At 35.9% G+C, this 16,871-nt stretch carries 15 protein-coding genes; 6 read left to right on the forward strand and 9 right to left on the reverse strand.

Going from position 1 to position 16,871, the window contains the following annotated elements; genetic code table 11:
- Window positions 1–29 precede the first annotated feature (29 nt).
- From OZX61_RS04900 to OZX61_RS04925, 6 genes are all read left to right on the forward strand, one after another.
- Window positions 30–1,007, forward strand: a complete 978-nt coding sequence (locus OZX61_RS04900) for an ABC transporter substrate-binding protein (RefSeq protein WP_277095480.1) — start codon at window positions 30–32, stop codon at window positions 1,005–1,007.
- Between the two features lie 9 nt (window positions 1,008–1,016).
- Complete coding sequence (locus OZX61_RS04905) at window positions 1,017–1,904, forward strand: amino acid ABC transporter permease (RefSeq protein WP_277095481.1); 888 nt, start codon at window positions 1,017–1,019, stop codon at window positions 1,902–1,904.
- Window positions 1,901–2,677, forward strand: coding sequence for an amino acid ABC transporter ATP-binding protein (locus OZX61_RS04910; RefSeq protein WP_277095482.1), 777 nt, complete (start codon window positions 1,901–1,903; stop codon window positions 2,675–2,677). The genes OZX61_RS04905 and OZX61_RS04910 overlap by 4 nt, the downstream gene beginning before the upstream one ends.
- 85 nt (window positions 2,678–2,762) lie before the next feature.
- Window positions 2,763–3,950 carry an MFS transporter gene (locus OZX61_RS04915; protein ID WP_277095483.1) on the forward strand — a complete coding sequence of 396 codons (1,188 nt, stop codon included), beginning with the start codon at window positions 2,763–2,765 and terminating at the stop codon, window positions 3,948–3,950.
- 47 nt (window positions 3,951–3,997) lie between these two features.
- A complete protein-coding gene (locus OZX61_RS04920) occupies window positions 3,998–4,282 on the forward strand; it encodes a DUF1330 domain-containing protein (protein ID WP_195772054.1) in 285 nt (94 codons plus the stop codon).
- A gap of 106 nt (window positions 4,283–4,388) precedes the next feature.
- Window positions 4,389–5,222 (forward strand): helix-turn-helix domain-containing protein, encoded by an 834-nt coding sequence (locus OZX61_RS04925; RefSeq protein ID WP_277095484.1) that lies wholly within the window; start codon window positions 4,389–4,391, stop codon window positions 5,220–5,222.
- A 52-nt stretch (window positions 5,223–5,274) separates the two neighbouring features.
- On the opposite strand, the gene OZX61_RS04930 is transcribed toward OZX61_RS04925, so the two are convergent.
- From OZX61_RS04930 to tssK, 9 genes are all read right to left on the reverse strand, one after another.
- The gene (locus OZX61_RS04930) at window positions 5,275–5,973 is read right to left on the reverse strand and encodes an acetolactate decarboxylase (RefSeq protein WP_277095485.1); all 699 of its coding nucleotides are present in this window, start codon (window positions 5,971–5,973) and stop codon (window positions 5,275–5,277) included.
- Window positions 5,974–5,982: 9 nt separating this feature from the next.
- On the reverse strand, window positions 5,983–6,276 hold the full coding sequence (locus OZX61_RS04935) for a putative quinol monooxygenase (RefSeq protein WP_277095486.1): 294 nt from the start codon (window positions 6,274–6,276) through the stop codon (window positions 5,983–5,985).
- A 590-nt stretch (window positions 6,277–6,866) separates the two neighbouring features.
- Window positions 6,867–9,599, reverse strand: a complete 2,733-nt coding sequence (locus tag OZX61_RS04940) for a type VI secretion system Vgr family protein (protein ID WP_277095487.1) — start codon at window positions 9,597–9,599, stop codon at window positions 6,867–6,869.
- A 67-nt stretch (window positions 9,600–9,666) separates the two neighbouring features.
- Window positions 9,667–11,337 (reverse strand): alpha/beta hydrolase, encoded by a 1,671-nt coding sequence (locus OZX61_RS04945; RefSeq protein ID WP_277095488.1) that lies wholly within the window; start codon window positions 11,335–11,337, stop codon window positions 9,667–9,669.
- Window positions 11,330–12,418 carry a T6SS immunity protein Tli4 family protein gene (locus OZX61_RS04950; RefSeq protein WP_277095489.1) on the reverse strand — a complete coding sequence of 363 codons (1,089 nt, stop codon included), beginning with the start codon at window positions 12,416–12,418 and terminating at the stop codon, window positions 11,330–11,332. The genes OZX61_RS04945 and OZX61_RS04950 overlap by 8 nt, the downstream gene beginning before the upstream one ends.
- A gap of 143 nt (window positions 12,419–12,561) precedes the next feature.
- Complete coding sequence (locus OZX61_RS04955) at window positions 12,562–13,641, reverse strand: T6SS immunity protein Tli4 family protein (protein ID WP_277095490.1); 1,080 nt, start codon at window positions 13,639–13,641, stop codon at window positions 12,562–12,564.
- Window positions 13,642–13,644: 3 nt separating this feature from the next.
- Entirely contained in the window at window positions 13,645–14,553 is a 909-nt protein-coding gene (locus OZX61_RS04960) for a M15 family metallopeptidase (protein WP_277095491.1), read from the reverse strand.
- A gap of 130 nt (window positions 14,554–14,683) precedes the next feature.
- A complete protein-coding gene (gene icmH / locus OZX61_RS04965) occupies window positions 14,684–15,487 on the reverse strand; it encodes a type IVB secretion system protein IcmH/DotU (protein WP_195772384.1) in 804 nt (267 codons plus the stop codon).
- 9 nt (window positions 15,488–15,496) lie between these two features.
- The gene (gene tssK, locus OZX61_RS04970) at window positions 15,497–16,861 is read right to left on the reverse strand and encodes a type VI secretion system baseplate subunit TssK (RefSeq protein WP_277095492.1); all 1,365 of its coding nucleotides are present in this window, start codon (window positions 16,859–16,861) and stop codon (window positions 15,497–15,499) included.
- Between the last annotated feature and the right edge of the window lie 10 nt (window positions 16,862–16,871).

Below are 16,871 nucleotides of genomic sequence, written 5' to 3' on the forward strand. Positions count from 1 at the left end.
ATTGCATCAAATACAATAAGGATAATGCTGTGCGACTTAAAACAAAGCTTTTGGCTTATGCATCTATGGCTATATGCATAAGTATGTTAATAGGATGTGAGCAGTCGACCTCAAGTTCTATTTCAGAAGCAACCATAAAAACCATGCCTGTTCATATGCGTGAGTTACTTGCAAGAAATACCATTCCTATTCATACCTTACCCAATAAAGATGCGATTCAAGCGATTCCAAGCCATCACCCTTTTGTCAATGATGGCTTTTTTACAGTTGCTATTATCTCTGGCAATTCACCTCCCATTACTACGCTTGCATTAGATAATAAAACACCAATTGGTATAGAGGTTGATGTCGCACGTCTAATTGCAGACAGTTTGGGTTTGAAACTCAAGCTGATTCCAACCTCTTGGGAGGATTGGCCACTTGGTATTGATTCAGGTAAATATGATGCTGCACTCATTAATATTTCTGTGAGTAAAGCACGTAAGGCACGATTTGATTTTGTGACATATCGAAAAGATAGTCTAGGGCTTTTTGTGTCTGTAGACAGCCCTATTCAAAAAATTGAAACAGCTAAGGACGTTGCAGGGCAAAGAGTTATTGTTGGTGCTGGAACGAACCAAGAAAAAATATTATTAAGTTGGATGGATGAAAATAAAAAAGCAGGATTAGCTGAAACAGTGCCTGTTTATTTTGAAGATAAAGCCATGGCAATTTTAGCATTAGAAGCAGGTAGAGCAGATGTTTACTTTGTACCAAATCCTTCTGGAACATGGCGAATGGAAAATGGTGCAAAAATAAAGCGTGTGGGATATTTGAATGGTGGATGGCCTAAAACAGCAGATATTGCGGTGACATTAAAGAAAAATTCAGGGCTCTCTGAGGCAATACAAAAGGCCATTAATGGCGATATCCAAAATGGAAAAATGCATGAAGTTCTCAGTCGTTGGGGATTGGGTGACGAAGCATTACAACATTCTGAAATTAATCCACAAGGATTTGGTGAGTAGAGTATTTACATGGCTAAAGCGTTTTCATCTTATAAAATAATAAAAGCAAAATATCCGTTACGTTATCTAGGTAGTGCGATTTCTATTCTTTTTATTTTAATTATTTTGGAGTCGGTATTTTTTAATGACAAATGGGAATGGTCAGTTTTTCGATTATGGTTCTTCGATCCAGCCGTCATAAATGGTTTATATTTGACATTAAAACTTACGTTTTCCGCAATGTTTTTAAGCTTCTTTTTAGGTGGTATTTTGGCCATGATGCGATTGTCTACATCTTGGTTAGTCAGAGGGGTGGCGTGGTCTTATATTTGGTTGTTTCGCTCGGTTCCATTATTGGTAGTACTTATAATTTTATATAATTTTTCATATCTTTATGAACGTATAGCCATAGCGATTCCTTTTACCGAAGTGGTTTTTGCCAGTTATAAAACTGTGAATGCTTTAGATCAGTTTACAACAGCACTGATTGGTTTAGCAATTGTGCAAAGTGCTTATACTGCCGAAATTATACGAGGTGGTATTTTATCGGTAGATAAAGGGCAGTCCGAGGCAGCAGCAGCTTTGGGACTTTCTTGGTGGCATAAAACATATCGTATTATTTTTCCGCAAGCGATTCGCGGCATCTTACCTGCATTGGTAAATGAATGTATTAGTTTATCTAAAGGGACAGCAATTGTTTATATTTTAGCCATGCCAGAATTATTTTATACAGTTCAAATGGTGTATAACCGCAATCAACAAATAATTCCTTTACTTATGGTTGCAGCAGTGTGGTATACCATTATTACGAGTGTTTTTTCTGTCGTACAATATTTTATAGAATCGAAGTTATCACGTAATCAGCGTAAAGAAAAAAAATCACTAAAATCGATGTTGGGGTGGGGTAAAGCATCATGAGTCGCCATCAAAAATTAGGTCATATTTCGATTCAAGATGTTTCAAAAAAATATGGTTCAGATTATGCACTAAAAGAAGTGAGCCTTGAAATTCCAGCAGGTTCAGTGACTGTAATTTTAGGCCCTTCAGGTTCTGGAAAAACCACGCTTTTAAGAACATTAAATCATTTAGAACGACCAGATAAGGGGATGATCAAAATTGATGATGCATTTATTGGATATAGACTTAAAAATAATGCATTGTATGAGCTAAAAGACAAAGACGTATTATTACAACGTATTCATGTAGGGTATGTTTTTCAGAACTTTAATCTTTTTCCACATTTGACAGTATTGCAAAATATTATAGAAGCACCACTTGCTCATAAGAAAATGTCCAAATCTGAAGCTATACAAAAAGCCAAAGTGCTCTTACAAAGTGTAGGGTTATTAGAAAAAATAGATGCTTGGCCTCAGCAACTTTCGGGTGGTCAGCAACAACGCGTTGCAATTGCACGTGCACTTGCCTTAGACCCCAAAGTTATTTTATTCGATGAACCTACGTCAGCACTCGATCCTGAACTTGTAGGTGAGGTACTCAGTGTTATTCAAAAATTGGCTCAACTTGGTAAGACTATGGTTGTGGTCACTCATGAAATTGGCTTTGCAAAAGAAGTGGCCGATCATGTAGTTTTTATGGATAAAGGTGAAATTATCGAATCAGGCACAGCAGAACAAGTATTAAATCATCCAACACATGTGAGAACTCAAAGCTTTCTGTCTAAAGTCATCTAAATCAGTTCTAGCGTTGATCATCCCTTATTTTGTTCTATTATTTTTAGTATGATTTATTTCTATTAGAATAAATCTAGGAAAAATAATGGGTGATCATACCAAACCATATTCGATGTTTCTTGTATTGTTGGCATTAGCATTAGGCGGTTTTTGTATAGGAACAACCGAATTTCTTGCGATGGGGCTTATTCAAGAAATTGCAAATAGCCTAAGTATTTCAGTGCCTGTTGCAGGACATTTTATCAGTGCTTACGCACTTGGCGTTTTATTCGGTGCTCCAGTATTTGCGATACTCGGTGCTAGAGTACCACGCAAAGCCTTTTTATTAGGACTCATTTTATTTTATGGAGTTGCCAACTCTGTAACAGCATTTGCACAAAGTTATGAAGCAATTTTGTTTTCTAGATTTGTTGCTGGTTTACCCCATGGTGCATATTTTGGTATTGCCTCTTTGGTTGCAGCAGAATTAGCAGGTCCTAAAAGAAGGGCAACTGCAGTTGCTCGTATGATGTTAGGTTTAACTGTTGCAAATGTCTTAGGTGTACCACTTGCCACATGGATTGGCCAAAATTTTGGATGGCATGCAGGATTTGGCTTTTCTGCAACAATTGCTTTATTAACTGTAATCGCTATTATTTTATGTGTTCCACATGTTCCAACTCATAATGAAGCCAGTATCCGACAAGAATTAAAAGGTTTTAAAAATGTAGATATGTGGCTCACACTTGCAGTTGCAGCTATTGGTTTTGGTGGAATATTTGCAGTCTATAGTTATGTATCTCCAATACTTACACATTATACGCATTTAAAAACTGAAATGATTCCAATTGTATTGGCGATCTGGGGCGTTGGAATGGTATGTAGTAATTTTATCGCAGGTTATTTTGCCGATAAAAACAATACCAAAGCAATTATTGGTATTTTGGTTTGTTCGACTCTCGCTTTTGTACTGGCTTTCTTTATGATGAGTAATGTGTATACCGCCGTCATTGCTCTATTTTTTATTGGTATTACAGTTATGGGTTTAGCTGCGCCGTTGCAGACCAGATTAATGGATGTTGCAGGGAATGCACAATCTTTGGCAGCTTCTTTAAATCATTCTGCCTTTAATTTTGCCAATGCATCAGGTGCTTTTTTAGGTGGTTTGGTTCTAGAACATAACCTAGGATGGCTCTCACCATTTGGTGTGGGAATTTGTCTAAGTTTAGGTGGTTTACTCATGTTTTTTATTGCTTTAAAGGTTCAAAAGAGAAAAAATGAACAGCTTACTTAATTTCTGCTAATATAAGTGAATAAATTTTTCAAAGTGGGGAATATGATATGGCTGGATATTGGATCGCACACGTTAATGTAAAAGATGCAGAAAAGTTTACACGTTATATGGAAATTGCACCTAAAGTTATTCAGCAGTATGGTGGCAAGTTACTTGTGTGTGGTGGTGCTTCAGAGAGCTTAGAAGGGCAAGCATTTCAACAACACGTTGTGATTGAATTTGAAAGTTTAGATGCAGCAAAAGCATGCTACTTGTCTGAAGAATACCAAAAAGCAAAAGCCGTAAGAGAGGGTGCAGGTGAGGTAATGGTTACCTTACTTGAGTCACTTTAAATATTCAGTTTAATTCGCTATATACGTTTTAATCGATGTATATAGCGATCCTATCTATAAGTATCAGCTGTTGAAAGCGTAGCACGTATGTCATATGAGCTAAAATATGGTGCCTCATTTCTTTTATCCTTCTATTGCCCTTAAACAATATATTAGTAAATATTGGTACTGGATTAATATCGATGCTATGCCAGTATTGCCTCCTGGATCAGGTTCTGAAATTTTTATATTTAACAAGAAAATAGCCATTTATGATGCGTCCAGACCAAATAATGTTCATTATGTAGATAGTGTGTTAATTAGACCAAGATATGCACCTATACATTTTTGTTTAGATGAACCTGTCAGTTTTATATCTATACGTTTTCGGCTTGGAAGTATTAATACATTTATAAAAGATTTTGAAGCAGATTATGAAACGATTGTAAACCCTTATGATTTATGGGGGGATGCCATAACGCAACTAAGAGAAAATATTATTCAAACACAGCATCTTTATAATAAAGTAATGTATATAGAGGACTTCTTATTAAATCGTTTACAGTATCAGTGTCGACCAGTAGCTAATAAATTGAGCTTGACCAATGAGTTCTTAAATAGAGTTTACTATGGCATGGAAAGTGTTTCACTAAAGGAAATAGCTCAAGATATTGGATACAGTCAAAGACACTTGCAGAAAACAGTAAAATTAGTAACAGGACTGAGCCTTGTTGAAGTAAAACGTCTTATTCGATTTGAGCATGCGATGAAGCAAGTATTAACGCACAATACAATCTCATTTTCTAATCAAGATCATTTAAACCATTATTATGATCAAGCCCATTTTATTAAAGAGTTTTCTTATTTTACAGAAATGTCACCGAAAAAATTCTTATTAAAAAATAAAACAAGCTCTCATTTTTATAATCGTATTGCTTCAACTTTAGATGATAAACATTAAGTTAAACTACCTATACCATACCTATAAAGGTGATGGATATAGGCAGAATTTTTTATTGTTCAACTTTACGAATAACTTCATCCAAGCCTTCAATATCTATATTAAGGTTCTTAAATGCTGATGTTTTTGGATGGGTAATTTCTATTACATTTTTTTCTTCGCATTGTAAAAGAGCAGAGGAAAAATAGTAGTCTAGAACATGCCCACTCACATATTTGTCTTCACTTAAAAAATGGAAGTGAAAACCTGGTACAGAAATTCTTCCAAACATTTCAGGTGTCCAAAATCCAACAAGATGACCTTGAATTTCTTTGTAAGTTGAAACTTCCTGATGATCTGAAACCTCTTGAACACTTCTTGTTTCAGAGGATGCGTAAGGTCGTCTGAGTGTAAGCTCATGAAATGTCGCTTTAATACGTAGTGCAATAAAATTATTATTTAACGGTATGACTGCTTGAACAAATTGTTCGAGATTTTTTGTTGATGCCTCGCCAATATGATATTCCTGAAAATGATCAAAGCTTGTAACCTGATAAAAGGGTACTTCTAGAGGGGCTTCAGGTGTTTTAAGTGCCTCTTCTGCTGTTGCTGTATAGGGTGTACCGTTCAGGATTGTCATTTCTGCATTTAAATTTTCAGAGCAACCTAAGCCAATACTTGAACATGAGCATACTTTATATATATCTTGATCTGGTGAAAAATACCCAGACATAAGTGCACCGATGGTTGAAAACTGATAGATTTTAGACATTTTTATTTCCTATAGTTCAAATAATGAAAGATTTTTTATAGTGACATCTGTTGCATGTTTATTAACAAAAGCGAAAAAATCTTGAAAGTGCTGAGATGTTTTATGTGTATTCAATGTTGTTTCATCTTCCCATACTTCATAAAAGACGAAACTATTTTTATTTAATTGGTCTTGGTGTAGATCGTATCGGATATTTCCTGATTCTGCACGTGACAACTCAACAATAGATGAAAGCTCGCGATGTAATTCATCTTTATTTACATCCAAAAAATGCATTGTCGCAATAATATAAATGTTATTCATATAAATATACCTTTAAAAATATGGTTTTTTACCAAGTTCAGAGATGGATATTGGGAGAGAATGAATATCAGACTAAATAAGAATCAGAGTTACATATCGCTCCTGTAATACCTCTATCTATATGATGGACTAACTCAATAAAAGCCTTTCTTTTTTATGCCCATCTTTATCTTGAATAGTTAGAGTTCCATGTTATATCCTGCATTTGGATATGGATCATGATGTAGAGGCAGTATTGAGTTCGGTTTTAACTTAAAATGAAGAATGGATAATTCTGGAAATCCATTTGGATATTTGATTTACGATTCCAAGAGTGCTGAGTTTTTAAAAGAACATCTACTTTAGCTGGTTGTGTTTGCTCATAATGAGCATATAAAGGCACGCTGAATAGTACAGTGTATGTACCTAGAGCAAGCATAATTTTTTTCATTTGATATAAACTCAAAAGAGAACATGCTTAGACTATAATGGGTAATTATTTTTATTTATTGTAAAAATACGAACTCGTATCATTAAAAAATACAGCTAGTTTTTTAAATTATACTCACTTAAATCTTATATTTAAGTGAGTAGTTGAGTGTATAAATAACTTATAAAATTTCTAAATGAATTGCTGTCATTGCGTCTTTTGTATAAATATTTGTTTTGCCACTTTCATCAGAAATGCCTTCATGAACCTGACCATCTTCACTAGTCATTCTATATTTAATATTCTTTGCAGGTGTACCATCTGAATAATGCAATATAAAATGCTCGTCATAGCTAGCTTTGTGTTCAGGCATTTTAGGTAGTTGACTCGATAGTGTACTTCCATGAGTAACTTTAACTTGTCCTCCTTTAAGCTCGAGTGTACCTGGACAACCTATTTCAATATTTCCACCTTCTATTTTGATATAAGCATCTTGAGCATTAATAAGAACCCCTTTCCCACTTTCGATACGTAGTAGATCTTCTAATGCATAAATATGCATTTTTCTTCTGGAGGATAGGTTCATGTTCGATTTTTGTGAGCTTATATCAATATCACCCTCACCAGATTTGATTTTTATACCCGCATGTTTTGCAAAAATACTAATTTTATTTAGTGCTTTTGCAACCCAATTTTTACCAGTAAAAAACTGTAAATTTTCAGGTGTACTCATATCAATATTTTTCTTAGAAGATACAAATGTACCTTGTTGACTATCAATAAGAATACCTGACTCACTATGCAGTGCCATTAACCCTTCAGTATTTTTGTCATATTGATTTAATTTTTCATTTAATTGTGTTTGTGTTTCTAAATCTGGTTCATCAATATCGTGAGCTTTTGCTAACTCTTTAAAATGTTCATCAAATTTTGTATGGAACTCAATATTTTTTTTGATTTTATCTCTAGATAGTTGTGCACCTAAGGCTTGCCCATCTCCTTCAGTGGTAAATAGCATTCCTTTAGATGCACGAATCGCCCCCCAAGCATCTGTACGAAGTTCAAAACCATCACCACGACTTTCACTTTCCGAATTTTCTTTAGGATGACTTAAATGGCCTAAGTTTAATTGAGAAGTATTATGGCTACTTTGAATTTGTGCACTAATTTGCCCAGTCGTGTCGTCAAATCTAAGTTGGTTAAATCCTTGACCTAAAACCTCTTTTGAACGTATACCGCTAAGTTTTTTCGTATCGGGAAGTTTTCCTATAGTGTCAAACTGGGTAGGGGAGCGATGTGCCTCATGTAAACGTCCAATAACAAATGGACGATCAATGTTTCCTTCAAAAAAATCTATAGCTACGATTTCTCCTTTACGAGGAAGGAAACGCACACCATGACCTTCACCTGCCCAAGGTGTGAGGACATCGACCCACGCAGAGTCAGTATCGGTATTATTGGAACCTGCACCTCCATCATGTGCATGATCTTCAGGACGTGTAAATAAGAAACGTACTTTAATACGACCCCATTCATCTACATAAATTTCTTCATTGTCAGTTCCAACCACAATTGCACGCTGTATATGAGCAGTAGGGCGATGAACCAGAGGATTATATTCAGGAACTACAGGAATGTGGCGTCGAATGACTGTTAATTCGCTAAACTGGCGCTCTTCTTGGCGGTCTTTCGTGATATGCCAATGACTAAGTTTTAATAAGTGATCTAATTGATCTTGAATATCGGTAGGTAAATTATTTTGGTTATAGAATTTTTTATTTAAAATTAGAAACTCTTTATCGTGTTCGGCATGTTGCCAATTTAATTCAGGATGATTTTCCAACTTAAACCAATAGCCCACTTGCGCATCTCGTACACTGCTATGAGCAGTAAAATACTTAGATTGCAACTCATGTAGCTGAGAAAAATGCTGATTGGTTTTCTCAATTTGTTTATGTGTTGAAGACGTTGCCTGATCTTCTCCTTTTAAATCCGACACCCAAGCTGGAGATATAGACCAAGCTTGTTCTAAGCTGAGTGATACATTATCGAGTTGTTGGCTATGTACATGCGCACTTAAAACACTACCGCTACCATCTTCTTGTAATAACTCATCTGCCTGCCAACGTTGGATATAAGTTGAGGTAGGCTGTAATTCTCGTTGTGAGGTAAAGCTAGTAATGCAATCAAATTTTTCAGTAGCTTGGCTTCTGTTATGGTAGCGAATATTTCTTCTTTTTAATGATTGAAATTGATTATTTTCATCAATTAATTTGAGTTGTTGTGCTTCAATTTGTCGGGAAGCTATACCGAAATGGTTACTTTCGTCGACCAACCAACAAATTGCTTCTTCTCGCAGAATACGGGTAATAAAGTCATAGTCTGTTTCATTGTACTGCATGACAAATGGTCTGATATCATATGTTTTGGTTAGTCCGCTTAGATCTAGTAATAAGCTAGAAGCAAACAACGTACTTTTTGACTGCCATTCTTTAAATAAAATTTGAATAATTTCAGGCACACTTTTACTTACAAAAACACGGCTATTTCTTCTTTTATGCCATAAGCTTGTCGCATCTTGTAAAGTCAGACGATAAACTGCCATTCCACCATCGCTTTTGCCCTGACTTGCACCTGTAATAATGCCAGTAGTTCTTATAAGCTCATTTTGATCTGTAACTTGATCGACAGCAACCCTACAACCAATAAATTGTTTTAAAGATAGAAATGGATTTTTAGATAAACAAATTAATTCGGCAGACAAACCACTGTTAATACGATGCTGACCATGAATACGTTGCAACATGACTTGAGCATTGAGTTCAATATCTGAAAATTGAATTCGGATCGCATGATTTTGAATACCAAACCCAAGTTTGTTTAAGGTATTGAAAATAGTATCTGGATCTAACATGACTGTGACCTATATTTACATAAAATAAGATATGGCATATGCATAATTAACTAAAAGCAGTAAGAAACTATCGGTACTTCGGCTGAATATTGTTTGTATGAATAATTTTAACAATAGAGTAGAGAACCGAGCGTCGAACATGTGCGTTGTTATAAGAACCTTGATGGTCGAAACCTTCTATACGAAATACCTGCTGTACGCCTTTTTTACCTTGTGGTGCATTTGCAGATACGTGCGGTACGGTGCCGTCGCCAAAAGAGTCGGAAGAAGAAATAGAAAAGTGAGCCAGCTCGTCATTACCAAGTGCAATATAGCGTGTACCATTATTTTCCGTACCAAGATCACTGAGGGTTTGAGTTGGAGGTTCTTTATCTTGTTTTATGCTATCAACAAATACTTTAGCTTTTTTATGATAATTCGTTAATCGTTGCTGTAAACTAGCTGGGGGTGAGCACAGTAACTGCGTTTCATTTAAGCCTTTTACGGGTTGGCTCAGTGTCCAAGTTAAGCATTCAAAGCTTTTGTTTTTTTTGTCGTGGCCATAGTGAACATAACTACATGGATGGTAGTGGTCTGCGATTTTTGTATGAAATTTTTGAACCTTGTCAATTTTATTGAAATAAACATCTTTTAATTGTTGCCCTACTTCAAGCTTAATAATCTTTGCAGGGTCAATGAAGTCTTCTTTAACCATTTCCCACCATACCCGATCTGACTTATAAATTTCGCTATATGGGTCTTGTTTAGGTAGGGTAACCGTATAATTGTTTTGGTTGCTGTCTTGACCTTTTAAAAGTAACCAAGGTTTACCTTGGTTGTAGCGTGGGGTAGGGAGCAGCTCTAAGCTACCTGGCGAATTAGCAATCACGGCTGTAGTGTGTTCGGTATTGGGACCCATGACAAAAGAGGGTAAAAAACCAGCATCTCCACACCCCGAAACTATGCGTCTATATGCTAAAGAAGCTCCTTCTGCAGGCATAACGCCATGTACCACACCTGCAATATCTGCCTCTCTGAGTTGTACCAAGCGACGGGTAAGTAGCCCACCCATAGAATGCGTAACAATAATAAATTTATGAAACTTATCTCCCCATTCTTTTTTAATCTTATCTAGTTCTTTTGCAATATTTTGTGCGCCATCTTCATTCGATTGTAGCCAGTTATAGCCTTTGGCATATACGGGGAAATGGAATTTTTTTAAATGTTCAATTTCAGAAGCAGTTATAGGTTGTAAAGAAGAAGTTGTCCCCCAATTTTTCACCTCGTTGTCCTCTAAGAGTCGGACCCATTCTGAAACAGTAGGCTTTTCTAGAAAAATAGCTTCTTTTGTTTCTAAGTAAATATGATTTAATTTATTTTGTAAGTAGACTAAAATATCTCCATAACTTCCCCAATGCACTGTGCCCCAGCCACGGTCTCTCAGCGTTTTGTGGCTTAGGTTGTTATAATAGATATTAATGTCTCCGGTAGGGTCTACTTCTGTTGTAAGTGGGTTGAGCTCGGTTTCTAACTGAGCAGGTGTTTTTCTAGCCTGATTGTATAATGTAGCTGCTATTCCCAAACCATTTCCTAGCTGCCAAACAGGTTTTTTTGTTTTTTTTGTTCTGACATTAGAACCCATAATGCCGGGTATAAAAACAATAGGTATGGTATCTGGGTTTTGTACTTCCACAGGTGTACCAAGCTTATTAGAACTTGGACTGGTTACCGAAGATGCACGAATTGTACTCTCACTCATGAGTCTGCTCCTGTACACGTTTTTGGTTGGGTTCAGAGAGTCGAATACTATCGCGAATAAAATTGTACAAGCGCAGTACCGACTTTTGGCTTACAGTCGAGTTTAAATGTTCACTAGAGGGTGCATATTCACGATGTACCGCACTTTCAAGTTCTAATTGAATGAATGGGTCATTATTATTCTGTAGGTCACCTAAATATTGCCAAGTACCGAGTTCGTAGCCACGTTCAAAGTATCCACGTGTAGAAAGATGTTGAATAAGCTCTTCACCCGCAAAGCCATGAATAGTTTTTTTCTCCTCTTTTAGGGTATTGACCTTCATTAATGCACGAAGAGATAGAGGTATTTGAGCCGTACGTTTTTTAACAAGTTGAATAAGTGGCTCATCTGACTCAAGTCGAACACGATGCTCTAATGTAATATCTACTCGTGGATAGCTTGGAAATCGTAAATAAAGATGGCTACCGCCCCAAACATGATTTAAGGTCATATCATCGAAAATAAAGAAGTCTCCCCAACAGTATCCAGGTTGGTTGCGATTTTCGGCAGTACGTGGGTGAGTATTTCTGAGATTATAGTCTAAGTGATCTAAGACACGACTTAGTAGGTTTGTACTTGCCCCACTTTTAAGAACCAGCATTGTTCCGGGTCTAATATATATATAGGCTTCGATATTATAGATATTTTTGCTATATTCAGTACTACGATAAACAATAATATGGCTATTACTACGTCCTCTATCATCTTTAGTTGGGCCCGCCATTTCTTTGCTGAGTAACGTACCCTCTGTTTCATGCGGTTGGCTTTTAAATTCTTGAATACGGTTGGCAATAAAATTTTGATATTCAGCATAGCTTTGAATATCGGTATTTATACTGTAAGTACTGCCATTGTAGTTAAAATCATCGATAATGACCGTTGTTTCTTGCGGGACATCAATTTCAATTCGTCCTAAACAGAGCGTTTTAGGTTTATCAAAATTCATAGGTTGAATACCTTTTTGCTGTTTTTGCTCATTTGAACATGCAGTGAGAGAGAGTATTGCCATGAAGCAGAGCGTTAAATGTTTAAATCGGTTCATATATAAAGGTCATCTATATCGTTATTCACTTAATGATGCCTATTATCATTAAAGTATTAACTGGTTCACAATTTATTACTTAAATTGTACATTATATATATTTTTATTTGTATTTTTTAGAGTGGTTTTTACAGAAAAAAAGACTATTTGTATTGTTGTACACGTTTTTGGTTGGGTTCAGAGAGTCGAATACTATCGCGAATAAAATTGTACAAGCGCAGTACCGACTTTTGGCTTACAGTCGAGTTTAAATGTTCACTAGAGGGTGCATATTCACGATGTACCGCACTTTCAAGTTCTAATTGAATGAATGGGTCATTATTATTCTGTAGGTCACCTAAATATTGCCAAGTACCGAGTTCGTAGCCACGTTCAAAGTATCCACGTGTAGAAAGATGTTGAATAAGCTCTTCACCCGCAAAGCCATGAATAGTTTTTTTCTCCTCTTTTAGGGTATTGACTTTCATTAATGCACGAAGAGATAGAGGTATTTGAGCCGTACGTTTTTTAACAAGTTGAATGATGGGTTCATCTGACTCGAGTCGAACACGATGTTCTAAGTTGATATTTACTCGTGGATAGCTTGGAAATCGTAAATAAAGATGGCTACCGCCCCACACATGATTTAAGGTCATATCATCGAAAATAAAGAAGTCTCCCCAACAGTACCCAGGTTGGTTGCGATTTTCGGCAGTACGTGGGTGAGTATTTCTGAGGTTATAGTCTAAATCTTTTAATGCGCCACTGAGTAAGTCTGTACTTGCGCCACTTTTAAGAACCAGCATTGTTCCGGGTCTAATATATATATAGGCTTCGATATCATATATAGTTGAGTTAGAAAAGGTTCCTCTTGAGATGATAATATGGCTATTACTGCGTCCTCTATCGTCTTTAGTTGGGCCTGCCATTTCTCTACTGAGTAACGTACCTTCTGTCTTATGAGGTTTGCTTTTAAATTCTTGAATACGGTTGGCAATAAACTTTTGATATTCAGCATAGCTTTGAATATCGGTATTTATACTGTAAGTACTGCTATTGTAGTTAAAATCATCGATAATGACCGTTGTTTCTTGCGGGACATCAATTTCAATTCGTCCTAAACAGAGCGTTTTAGGTTTATCAAAATTCATAGGTTGAATACCTTTTTGCTGTTTTTGCTCATTTGAACACGCAGTGAGAGAGAGTATTGCCATGAAGCAGAGCGTTAAATCTTTAATTTTCATCTATTACTCAACCTCATTTGTCAATTTTTCAGCCATTTCAGCAGTTTTTTGAAGTCCAGGCATACGGTATTCTGTATGTCCGTAGTCATGAAGATTTTTCCAACGACCACCCCATGTAAGTCCAACTGATTCTGCAACTTCACCATAAGCCTGATAAGCTTGCCACGTCCAAGGGTCTCTTTCAGAAATTAAGACTTTTCCATCTTTCTTAAAAGCAATATCTGCTGCTAAACCAAATTGATGATAACTCTGATAAGCTTTAGCACGGGTGGTATTCATATTATTTGAAAGCATACTTTGCCTTTCTGGACTACGGTAGCCTTCAAGCAATACCAGCTCGTAGTTATATCTCTCTTTCATAATTTTAAATACCATCAGCAGTCGCTGTTTAAATCGTGGGTTCATGTGCTCCCACTTACGATCAATCAGTGTTTTACCTGTGGTAAAGCTGTCAAAAGTGACATGTGCATTTGTATTTTGATAACCTTTTTCAATTTGCATGGCTTGTACAATTGCTGCATCAACCAGTTGATCATCTACTTCTGGTGGTGGAGTAAGCATTTCACCATTGAGTAAAGCATATACTTGAGGGTCTACATTCTTTAAATAGCTTGCTTCGGTATGTATCGTATCTACAGGTCGAGTGATAACAAAAATAAGAATACTGAGAATAAGAAAAAGTCCAGCAATTAAAATCCACCATTGTTGTAAATACCAATGGGTTTGAAGCTTATTGGCTGTGGTTGCTTGATTTAATTGTCCGATAAACTGAAGACATTGTTGATAAATATTTTTACTCTGAGGTAAAAAATTTAAACGTGTAGAGAAGATTTTTTGTCGAAGATCTGGAAATAACAGTAAGCTAAGAATACAGATCAAAGCAATAAAACTAATAATAATAAATGTAATCATGTGCTTTTTAGACTGAAACAATGATTGATCAAATGGAAAGCTATGAAAAAGAAAGGTATTTTAATGAATACCTTTCTTAAAGTCGGAAATACGTTCATATAGATAAGCTTCATGGCATCTTTCACTATGCCTAAGGAAGACGTATTGTAATATGTGCTTGTTCAACTGGTGTGCTAATGACATTTTGATAAGGCGTTAAAGCACTTGTACTTTGCTTATTTAATGTAAATTTTAGACCTGCAAATGAAAGGATTGAAAATACAAGTAATAAGACCAGTATCCAAATAAATGGAAGCTCATTGTGTAAAATATTTCTTACTTGGTCAGGTAGGGCTGCAAATGGTGAAAACTCATGCTTTTTCCCTCGGAGAAAATCAATTTCGTCCCCAGTTCTAGAAATAAGATGGTTAATACTGTCTTGAGATGCTATGCGGTATTTACCTTGAAAACCAAGCAATAGGCAGTAATGAAATACTTCTAGTGCTTCTAATCTTTCTTTACCATGCATACGTAACTGTTCGAGTATTTCAAAGAAATGTCCTCCAGCAAGTTGATTACCAAAAAATTTAAGTTGTAATGGATCATTTAGCCAGAAGTTTTGTAAGTCAAAAAATGAACTATCCTGTTGAATCGCAATCGTTTCATCAATCAATGCACAAAATGCATATTTAGCATCTTGTATATCTTGGCTTGCATAATCTAGTTTTTTTGCGTGTTGTTCAAATTTTTCAAGTAACTGTATAACCTTGAATCTAAATTGTTCAGGTTGATGTGGTATATAGCCATTTCGAATTAAGAAAACCAGATAAAAACCATCGTAAAGTAAGTCTATTAAATTACGAGAGATGGTAGACGGAATATTCTGAGTATATTCCGTACCCGTACCAATCTGACCATCATCAAACAAGGATGGTGTACTATTTTGCATATTCATCTCTTCCTTTTAGTGATTGGTCACGGCAATCAGTTCTATACTAATGTCGTCAAAACCTTTAGGAACATAAATACAGATAGACTGCGCTGCTAACATGTCTTTATACAATTCGTCGTGTGGTTCTATTTCAAAGTAGCTGACGCCTGAACGAACAGGAATCGCTGTAGGAACTTGCACCAAATGATGTAGAGGAATGGCTGGAAGTGCGGCAATAACACGTTTTTCAACATCTGTGGTGTTGCCGACTTTAAAGCGTAAAGGTATGGTGCGAATAAGTTCGTGGGTTTGAATAGCCGTACTTGAAACAGCAATATATAATCTTGAATCTTTGGTAATTTTATCGCTTTCTAAACTACCCACCCAGTAAGATGGTCTATTTTCTTTCAAGGCAATATTTATATAACGACTTGATATAATCGTATCTAATAACTCTCTTAAAATAACATCTAATTGATAAAAGCTGTTGTGCAATTGATGATGATTATAGTGCGGGAGTTGATCAACCTCATATGCTGTTGTAAAGGTAAGCAAAGAGCCAGTTAGACGTAACAATTCACTAAATAATCGTTCTGGATGGATTTGTGGATTTAATGAAATATGGTTTAACGTTGCGTAGGCTGTATTTAATGCATTGACCAGCCAAAAAGAAACAATATCTCCAGAACGAAACTCAACAATCTTTTGTTCATTTTCTCTGTTGTTGGTCTGAATGGTTTTAATTTTAGCTTTAATAACATTTAACGTCTTCTTTAAATTGGTTTGAAGGCTGTTATTCGATTTTATATGCAAAATAGGTGGAATAAATGTAGGGTCTAACTCTAAATGGCCACCACTCTGAGGTTTAATTTTACCAATAGGCATATAAATAAAGCCATCAAGTACTTCACTTGGATGAACATCTATATCAAGTAACTTAAACTCTGCTCGACGACGTAATAAAGTAATCTGCGAAGGTGAAGCATTTGTAAAAATATCGTGCGTATCCGTTAAGTGTGAATAATAACGATGTGGTTGAGTCGTTTCTTCGTAGGCAACATTTTGTTTATTGGCTTGTAAAATAGGCAATGCCAAGTAGATATACATATCCCCTTGTAAATGAAGGTCATCTAATAGTAATGGCTCTGGAAGAAGATCTTGCATAGGTGCAGAATATACCTCCCCATCTTGCCAAATCATTTCTATACGTTCTAAAGCCAAAATACTTAAATTTAGCTGATTTTGGTCGAATACGAGTGTTTGTATTCCATATGAAAATGGAATAGTTGAACGAATAGTGTAGTTAAGGTGTTGTTCATGATATGTATCTTGAACTTGAAAGTGTTGAGGACGTAAAAATAAACCTTCGCCCCATAAGACTTTTTGCGCTTTAAACATAGCTATAACC

The sequence above is a fragment of the Acinetobacter sp. ESL0695 genome, from assembly GCF_029392135.1.
GTDB lineage: Bacteria > Pseudomonadota > Gammaproteobacteria > Pseudomonadales > Moraxellaceae > Acinetobacter > Acinetobacter pollinis.

Coding starts and splice junctions, on each gene's coding strand:
- OZX61_RS04905 (WP_277095481.1), top strand. CDS start 1,017: ATGGCTAAAGCGTTTTCATCTTATAAAATAATAAAAGCAAAATATCCG.
- OZX61_RS04910 (WP_277095482.1), top strand. CDS start 1,901: ATGAGTCGCCATCAAAAATTAGGTCATATTTCGATTCAAGATGTTTCA.
- OZX61_RS04915 (WP_277095483.1), top strand. CDS start 2,763: ATGGGTGATCATACCAAACCATATTCGATGTTTCTTGTATTGTTGGCA.
- OZX61_RS04920 (WP_195772054.1), top strand. CDS start 3,998: ATGGCTGGATATTGGATCGCACACGTTAATGTAAAAGATGCAGAAAAG.
- OZX61_RS04925 (WP_277095484.1), top strand. CDS start 4,389: ATGGTGCCTCATTTCTTTTATCCTTCTATTGCCCTTAAACAATATATT.
- OZX61_RS04930 (WP_277095485.1), bottom strand. CDS start 5,973: ATGTCTAAAATCTATCAGTTTTCAACCATCGGTGCACTTATGTCTGGG.
- OZX61_RS04935 (WP_277095486.1), bottom strand. CDS start 6,276: ATGAATAACATTTATATTATTGCGACAATGCATTTTTTGGATGTAAAT.
- OZX61_RS04940 (WP_277095487.1), bottom strand. CDS start 9,599: ATGTTAGATCCAGATACTATTTTCAATACCTTAAACAAACTTGGGTTT.
- OZX61_RS04945 (WP_277095488.1), bottom strand. CDS start 11,337: ATGAGTGAGAGTACAATTCGTGCATCTTCGGTAACCAGTCCAAGTTCT.
- OZX61_RS04950 (WP_277095489.1), bottom strand. CDS start 12,418: ATGAACCGATTTAAACATTTAACGCTCTGCTTCATGGCAATACTCTCT.
- OZX61_RS04955 (WP_277095490.1), bottom strand. CDS start 13,641: ATGAAAATTAAAGATTTAACGCTCTGCTTCATGGCAATACTCTCTCTC.
- OZX61_RS04960 (WP_277095491.1), bottom strand. CDS start 14,553: ATGATTACATTTATTATTATTAGTTTTATTGCTTTGATCTGTATTCTT.
- icmH (WP_195772384.1), bottom strand. CDS start 15,487: ATGAATATGCAAAATAGTACACCATCCTTGTTTGATGATGGTCAGATT.
- tssK (WP_277095492.1), bottom strand. CDS start 16,861: ATGTTTAAAGCGCAAAAAGTCTTATGGGGCGAAGGTTTATTTTTACGT.